Raw genomic sequence first — 7,990 nt, 5'->3', positions numbered from 1 at the left:
GATTGCGTTGATAAGGAAGATGCTGGGGAATTGGAAGTAAGGTCCGGCCTCCGCTTATTTTGCGATGGCCTCAGTCGTAAACATCGCGCCGATGTGCGATCCGAGTAACGCTTAAGCTTCTTGCAGCCCGGCGGGCGCGGCATACTGCCCAGCGACTCCAGTTTGCGGATCACACGGCCCAGCAAGATCCTCGAGCTCCTTACGTGCGGCCGGCTGAAACTCAACCGTGTACCTATCCACGCAGTCGGCCGCGTTTTATCAAATCCGCCTTGATCTTCTCGTTGAGAGTGTGACCTCCGATGAGAAATTCCGGCTCGATCGGGCCGTCTGGATAGACACCGGGCGGACCCTCGCGTGAGATTTCTTTTTTTCCGGTTTCGGACTTAGTTACCGAAGGCGACACGTTTGAAGAGGCTCGCGCCATGGCGCAGGATGCGATCCGCGGTTACCTCCAAAGCCTTCGCATGGATCGCCAACCAATCCCGCCGGACCTGGCGCCGCTCAGCGAAGAAGTCCAAGTTATTCTGCCTGAGCCGGCAGAAGCAAGCGCCTCCCCGCGCTTCACAGATGCCCGGCGCCCGAACGCATGGCGCGCAGCAGCGCCAGCCCCGACCACAGCAGCGCAATCAGAAAAATCACCACGCTAACGCTGATTAAAATCGCGCGCCGCGCCGGTGGAACGTACTGCGCCACATCCGGCTCGCGGGCGAACTGGACAGCGGCGCGCACTTTCACCGCGCTGTCCCGCGACCCTTCATTGATTAAGAGCACATCGTAATCGCCCGCGTCCGGAACGGGTTGCCGGAAGTCGGAAGTAGGCCGCGCACTGAGCCGCAGCAGGTATTCGTAAGGCTTCCCGCGAATGAAGCGGTCCAGGTCGCGGCGAGTCACCAGTTCCACGCGTACCGGCGCGTTCTCGCTGGCGTTAAATGCGAGATCCAAGGTCGCCGGCCAGTTCGCGATGTGCATGGGAATGAACCGGTACTCCCGCGCGGGCACGTCGAACGAATCGTTCAGCAACTGCGCTTCGGAAGCCGGCGTCGACAGGAGCAGTATGAGCGCGAGGAACACGACTACTCCCCCGGACGACGGTAGACGATCTTACCGTCGAGCACTGTCATCAGAACATGCGCGCGCCAGACCTGCGAGTCGGGAATGCGCATGATGTCGTCCGAGAGCATGACGAAATCGGCGAGCTTGCCGGGCACGAGCGAACCTTTCTTCTGCTCCTCGAAGGCGGCGTACGCGCCGTCAATCGTGAACGCGCGCAACGCTTCGGCGCGGGTGAGCCGTTGTTCGGGGAACCAGCCGCCCGGCGGATTGCCGTCGCGATCCTGCCGCGTGATCGCCGCGTAAAATCCCCAGATTGGATTCGGGCTTTCGACCGGGAAGTCAGAACCGAAGGCGAGCCTCACCCCAAGCTTGCGAAACGTCTGCCAGGCGTATGCGCCGCGGATGCGCTCGGGTCCAATGCGCGCTGCGGCCCACGGCATGTCGCTGGTCGCGTGCGTGGGCTGCATGGAGGCGATGATCGAGTTGTCGCGGAAGCGGGCGAAGTCTTCCGGGGCCACCACTTGCGCGTGTTCGACGCGAAACCGCTTGTCATTTTTCTGATTCTCGAGCGCAGCCGCGTAGGCTTCGAGCACCGTGCGGTTGGCGCGATCGCCGATCGCGTGCGTGCTGACCTGAAAACCGGCGGCGAGGGCTTCGCGCGCGACCTTTTCAATCAGCTCGCGGGACGAGATAAGCAGGCCGCGATTGCCCGGGTCGTCGGAGTAGGGTTCGAGTAGAGCGGCGCCGCGCGAACCAAGAGCCCCGTCGGCATATAGCTTCACGCTGCGTACCGTGAGGAAGTCACCGACTTCGGGTCCACTCGATTGGAATGCGTGCCAGAGTGGGCCGGCATCGGCCACTCGGATCATGGCGTAAATGCGTAATGGCAATCGGCCCTTCGCAATCAGAGTCCGGTAGGCCGCCAACGTTGGCGCGTCGATACCCGCGTCGTGAACGGTGGTCAGGCCGAAACTGGAACAGAGCTGGGCGGCCTGCTCGAGGGCGTTTTCGATGTCCGCCGGGGTGGGTGGTGGCAGCTTCGAGTCGATCAGCGATTGCGCTCGATCGACCAGCACTCCGGTGGGCTCGCCGGACGAATCACGCACAATGCGGCCGCCCTGGGGATCGGTCAAATTCGAGGTGATGCCGGCGATCTTGAGAGCGGCGGAATTGACCCAGACCGCGTGCCCGTCGACACGGCTGAGAACCACGGGATTACCAGGCGCAACTCGATCCAGGGACTGCTTCGTCGGAAAGCTCTTCGACGGCCAGAGATTTTGATCCCAGGCGTTGCCGATAATCCATTCGCCCGGCGTCTTACCGCGAACCGCCGCCACGCGCCGGGCGGCTTCTTGTTCGGAACGAACGCCGCGCAGATCGATTTGGGCGAGACTCTGGCCGAGCCCCAGGACGTGCCCGTGAGAATCGATGAAGCCGGGAACGATCGTCTTCCCGTGAGCGTCGATTTTCTGTGTATCCGGGCCAATATACTGCGAAACGTCATCGCCTACCGCGAGGATTTTATGGCCTTTGACCGCGATTGCCGTTGCGGACTGTTGCTGCGGATCGACGGTATAGATCTGCGCGTTGACAACGGCCAGATCGGCCAGGTCAGCCGCCCGCAACCCCACACAAAAAGGAAAGAAGCCGGCGGCGGCAAACGTCCAACAGCCGACCATGCGAAGCATCTCCACAGCGTACAATGAAGGTTTTATGAGTCATGCCGTAACTATGGACAGCGTCGCCGCGCAGCCGCAATGGAAGACCGCGGTCGGGTGGGCGGCATCCATTCTGATCGCTGTGCTGTTTCTGGCTTCGGGGATTTGGAAGATATCCGACCCGTTCGGCTGGTCGGTTCTGCTGCATCAGTTGAAAGTGCCGCAAGCCGTGAGTTTGCCGTTTGCCGTGACCCTGGGCACGTTTGAGACGTTTACCGGATTATTGTTCCTCGTGCCTGGATACCGGCGCATCGCGGCGTGGTTGGGGTCGGCGCTGCTGATCATCTTCATGATTTACATGGCGGTGAATTACACGGCTTTGCACGGGGTGGACTGCAGTTGCTTTCCGTTTGTGAAACGCGCCGTGAATCCGGCCTTTTTTGCGGAAGATTTCGGAATGCTGGTCTTAGCCGTGGTGTCGGGCGTGCTCGCCGGGACATCCGCGAAGTTACGGGGAGCGGCCATCATGTTCGGGGCGGTGGCGATCTGCGCGGTCGTTTTTCTGGGCATCGCATCCGCGCGGCAGACCGGTATCAAAGCTCCTCCCACCATCCTGGTCGACGGAAAACCCTACCCGCTTTCGCAAGGCAAGGTATTTATCTATTTCTACGATCCCGAGTGCATGCATTGTCTCGATGCCGGGGAACGGATGGCCCATCTAAACTGGGGTTCTACTAAGTTTGTAGGACAACCGGTGGTGCGTCCGCAATTCGCACCGGCCTTTATGGAGCGCACTGGATTAAAAGGCGCAACTGCGAACGACTTTCAGTTACTCAAGAAGACCTTCCCCTATACAAGCACCCCGGCGGGAGTTGCGATCGAGAATGGGCGCGAAGTGGCTGCATTAGCACAATTCGACGAGCCCGAACCTGCGGCAACTCTTAAAAAGATAGGCTTCGCACAGTAATCCTTCGATAACACTTGCGGCATTCTAAGTGGCTTATTGCCTCAGGCATGAGGCGATCCGCAACGAGTGTGTTTTCCGTCTCGTTGATTTGACGATAGTTGTGTAACCAACGCGCTGGCACGCGCATTGCTTGCTAAAGAGATTGAAAGCTTTCAGGTCCGGAGAACATGAAATATCATTTAAGGTCGGCATCTTTAGCACTTCTAGTTACCGGTTTGTTTACGGGGGCCGCGATTGCCCAGACTTCGACGCCAGCGGTTCTGCAGTTAAGCACAACAACTTTGACGGCTCAGGTTGCGGCGGGAAGCAATGCGCCGTCAACCAGTTTCGAGATCAGTAATACCGGGGGCGGCACACTAACACCGGCCTTGGCAACATCGGCAACGTGGCTACAGGCCGCCGTGAGCACCACGGCCACATGCACCGCTACAACGGGTACCGGATGCCAGGAAGTTACGGTTTCTTTTAATTCGGCTTCTCTGGCGGTGGGTAGTTATGCGGCTGTTATTTATGTAAGCGATCCGAGCGCGGTGAATGCGCCGCAAACTGTCAACGTCACATTGCTGGTAGTCGGAGTGCCTTCGAGCATCACGGTATATGCGGCGCCCGACGGCGGCGCTACTTATACTTACTTCTACGTTCTGGGTTCTCCGCAGGTCTCGGCGAGTACGGCCAGCGGAGGAAGCTGGCTTTCGGCTTCGTCGCAGAGTCCGTTCGGAGGCGCGGCTATCGAATATGAATTGGACGCGAACACGCAGAACATATCGACGCCCGGCACTTACCAGGGCACTGTCGTGCTAAGCGGTTCTAATTTCCCGTCGGACAATAAGACGATCAACGTTACCTTAGACGTCACGACTTCGCCGATCGCGGCGGCCACGCCCGCGCAGTTGAACTTAGTTGCGGGAACCGGCTCAAGCACCGTCGGATATGTCACATTGGGGAATAGCGGCGAAGGTTCACTGACGATCGCTTCGGCTACTCCTTCAGTTAGCTCCGGAACAGCGGGCTGGCTTACGGCCGCGGCAAGCGGGAGTACTCTCACCGTCACCGCAAATGCCACGGGTCTGCAGCCGGGCCCGTACGCGGGAACGATTGCAGTCGCCAGCAACGCGGCGAACGCAACTTTGTCCATACCGGTAAGCTTTCTAGTAACTACCCAAACCGGACCGCAGATCGCAATCGGAGGCGTGGTCGATAACGCAATCGGGCAAGCACCCATATCGCCCGGCGACATTGCGGTGGTTTACGGTTCGAATTTCACCAGCGCGACTCCGCAGGGCGCGCAATCTACTCCGATCGCCACCAACCTGGCGGGAGTTCAGGTATTGGTGAATGGAACGGCAGCTCCGATCTACTTCATTTCTCCGAACCAGATCGATTTCCAGATGCCTTACGCGACGGCGGCCGGCACGGCCGATATTCAGGTGGTGAATAACGGCGCCGCGGGCAACATAGTATCGGTGGCAGTAGGCGCGATAGAGCCGAAGATATTAGTGTTCCTGGGCTATTCGGGTCAACCGCCGATCATTGTGAACTATGCGGACGGCTCAATCGCTACTACCGACAGCGGGTTCACAGCGCTCCCCGCGCATGCGGCAAGCCCCGGAGACACGCTGATCATGTACGCGATCGGGTTAGGACAAACAAGTCCGGCCGCGACGACGGGGGCAGCGGCGAGTGGTTCGACACTGGAAACGATCAACCCGGCGAGCGTGACCATAACGCTCGGAGGGGGCTTTGTTACCACGGTGCCGATAACACCGGCTTTCGTCGGCCTCGCGCCGGGGTTTGTCGGACTTTATCAAATTAACTTTACGCTGCCGTCGAACGCCCCGGTCGGTAGTTCCGTCCCGTTGATGTTAAGCGTGAACGGCGTTTCCAGTAACCCGGTCGATATCGCGATTCAATAGTCTCACCTGGTAGTAGTTTGGGGGAGAGCGGGTAGCCTCAGTGCTGCCCGCTTTTTTGGCGGCCAGGTGGAAAGTGGAACCTCGTTTCCAAAGACGCGCCGCTTGTGCAGGTTAACGAGCGCTGTTTCTTCTAACTAATAACCTTAACAGGGACCGTTCCGCTACGCTAGGATCAACGCGGCTGACACCAGAGGACCCTCCCTTTCGGTCGGGCTCGGAGTGGAGCTGTACGTCTTCCTCGACGCAGTGTCGTACGTTACCGAGCCGCGACGGTTACGGAGCGGTTTCTAACCGAACCTTCAACTATTTACTTACAAAAATCGGCGCAAGCGACAGTAGAACCAGCCCTACCAGAAACGCCGAGAACATAATCACCAAACGCGTCCGGACCGCCTTTTCCGCTCCGGCGAATTCCTTCCAGTAGAGCAATCCCCAAAGAACGCCGACCATGGTGGCTCCCTGACCGATGCCGTAACTTACCGCCGGGCCCACGCGCGCCTCGCCTTCGGCGCTGGCCGCCACGAAACTCGCCAGGGTTCCGATGCACCAGATCATTCCTCCCCCGATCCCCAGCAGATGCTGGCGAATGGTGCCCTTAAAGTAATCAAACCCCGATATAGGTTTCCCTTCGACCGGCAGGTTCATGAAGAAGAGATTGAAGACGAAGGTCGAAGAGAAGACTCCGAGCGCGAAGATCAGCCCGCGAGCATACGGGCCCAGACCGGCTTCGTTGCCCGGTTCGCGGTACGCGGCTAACTGCACAATAGGAAAGAAAGAACCCATCAGTACACCGCTGGCCAGGCTGATCAGCACACCTTTCAGGCTGACCTTCATCGCCGTGCTGCTGGTTACTCCGGCTTTGATAGCCTGCGCCAGCTTCTGGGCGGCGAACGCGCGGTAGGCCAACGCGTCGAATACGATGGCCACCGCGACCAGGGCGGCGCCGAAGAACAGGAACATCGGATTGCCGCTGGGCTCGATCAGGAAGTTTAGGCCGACGCCAATCAATAACGCCAGGCCGATGCCGATCGGGAACGCGACGCTCATTCCCGCCAGCGCGATCGCAGCCACTAAGAGCATGTTCGCCAGATTGAAGACCACGCCGCCGACGAAGCAATATAAGTCCTGCCGCTTGCCGGCTTTCAGGATGTCGTCCGTGGTTGCGAAGCCGTCGAAGCCCAGAGTTCCGAAGGTGAATGCGATCAGCACGGCGGCTAAAAGAACGCCCGCGGAGTAATCGAAGTAGAAAAGCTCAAAGCGCCATTTACCGGAGAGCTTCTGAGTATTCGCCCAGGATCCCCAGCAGATCATGGTGAGGATCATGAGCGAGAGCGTGGCTAAGTAAGTGGAAGGCAATATCATGTCGAATCAGGTTCCGTTCAGTCCTTCGAAGCTTCGATAGGGCTCTTCTCTTGCGGTTTTACGGTGGAGCGGACAACCACAAACTTGTTTAGCAGATCGAACCAGAACGGTGCGCCGAGGGACACGGCGAAGGCGGTAAGCAGCCAGCCCAGACCATGCGCCAGAACCAGGCTGAGACTATCTCGCGGCGCGGGCGCCGCAGTCCAACCAATAGGAAGACCCAGCGTTTGGAGAGTATCCAATGTGCTCTTCGGAGTAACCGAAGTTCCCGGCGCCGCGGCCGCGTTCGCCAGCGCCGTGCGCAACGAAGAATTCGTCCAGGGAGACTTAACCATGGCGAGGGTGTCGGCGTTGACGAAAACCGCAACCACCAGTCCGAGGACAAGGATCGTGATTTGCGTTCGCCGTTTATACCAGCCTGAAACGCGCTCCATCGCGCTGTTATACCAGTTTTCGATGTTCAGGCGGATTTGCACCGCGTCGTTGCCCGCCGCCTGGCATAAGGTGAGCAGGGCCTGGCGAACTTCGTCCGGCATGACCGAGTTTTGCACGGCGCGATAGAAATCATCAGCGCTCGGAGTCATGCCGCCGCTCGACTTCGTCGCGCCGGATGCGCCATACACCGGTGCGAGCAGGTCCATCAACGCGAGAGCAAAAGTGCCTGCGGGGATATAGGCCGGAAGATTGTGACTATTGGGATAGAGGCAACGCACCAGGCCATGGCCGTATAGTCTGGAAGCGAGTCCCGACGTCGGCTGATGCACCTCGGCCGGCTTTTCGCGCAAGTGCAGCGCGCCGCGAAGTCGGTTCCACAAATTCCCCCAGTAGGTGGGGAGTTGCGAATCCGAATCCGCCAGCAGGCGAAAGACTCCGTGTTCCAGGTCGTTGGAGCGGTTGTTGAGCCACGCCTCGATCATTTCGTTGACCGCCGAGCAGATCAGGCTTAGCAGCAGATAGAGAAAAATCATCCCGATCGCAACATCGAGAATGGCGGAACCGAACATCGCGGATGCCCTCCGTTTCAGTGGATGGATGTA

The 7,990-nt window shown here is 59.2% G+C and carries 6 protein-coding genes; 2 read left to right on the top strand and 4 right to left on the bottom strand.

Annotation, left to right across the window (positions count from 1 at the left end):
• Positions 1-561: 561 nt before the first annotated feature.
• A complete protein-coding gene (locus H1Y01_RS03310) occupies positions 562-1,071 on the bottom strand; it encodes a hypothetical protein (protein ID WP_180538756.1) in 510 nt (169 codons plus the stop codon).
• A gap of 2 nt (positions 1,072-1,073) precedes the next feature.
• Positions 1,074-2,741 carry an amidohydrolase gene (locus tag H1Y01_RS03305; protein ID WP_180538754.1) on the bottom strand — a complete coding sequence of 556 codons (1,668 nt, stop codon included), beginning with the start codon at positions 2,739-2,741 and terminating at the stop codon, positions 1,074-1,076.
• Positions 2,742-2,766: 25 nt separating this feature from the next.
• Between H1Y01_RS03305 and H1Y01_RS03300 the strand changes: the two genes are divergently transcribed.
• Positions 2,767-3,678 (top strand): MauE/DoxX family redox-associated membrane protein, encoded by a 912-nt coding sequence (locus tag H1Y01_RS03300; protein ID WP_180538752.1) that lies wholly within the window; start codon positions 2,767-2,769, stop codon positions 3,676-3,678.
• A gap of 167 nt (positions 3,679-3,845) precedes the next feature.
• Positions 3,846-5,591 carry an IPT/TIG domain-containing protein gene (locus tag H1Y01_RS03295; protein ID WP_180538750.1) on the top strand — a complete coding sequence of 582 codons (1,746 nt, stop codon included), beginning with the start codon at positions 3,846-3,848 and terminating at the stop codon, positions 5,589-5,591.
• 303 nt (positions 5,592-5,894) lie between these two features.
• On the opposite strand, the gene H1Y01_RS03290 is transcribed toward H1Y01_RS03295, so the two are convergent.
• Together H1Y01_RS03290 and H1Y01_RS03285 are read right to left on the bottom strand one after the other, a co-directional pair.
• A complete protein-coding gene (locus H1Y01_RS03290) occupies positions 5,895-6,953 on the bottom strand; it encodes a multidrug DMT transporter permease (RefSeq protein WP_180538748.1) in 1,059 nt (352 codons plus the stop codon).
• Between the two features lie 17 nt (positions 6,954-6,970).
• Complete coding sequence (locus H1Y01_RS03285; protein ID WP_180538746.1) at positions 6,971-7,957, bottom strand: hypothetical protein; 987 nt, start codon at positions 7,955-7,957, stop codon at positions 6,971-6,973.
• Positions 7,958-7,990 lie beyond the last annotated feature (33 nt).

The organism is Nevskia soli (genome assembly GCF_903970205.1).
Taxonomy (GTDB): Bacteria; Acidobacteriota; Terriglobia; order Bryobacterales; family Bryobacteraceae; genus Bog-113.
The sequence above is the reverse complement of the archived record's forward strand: the minus strand, read 5'-3'. Positions and strand labels throughout refer to the sequence as shown.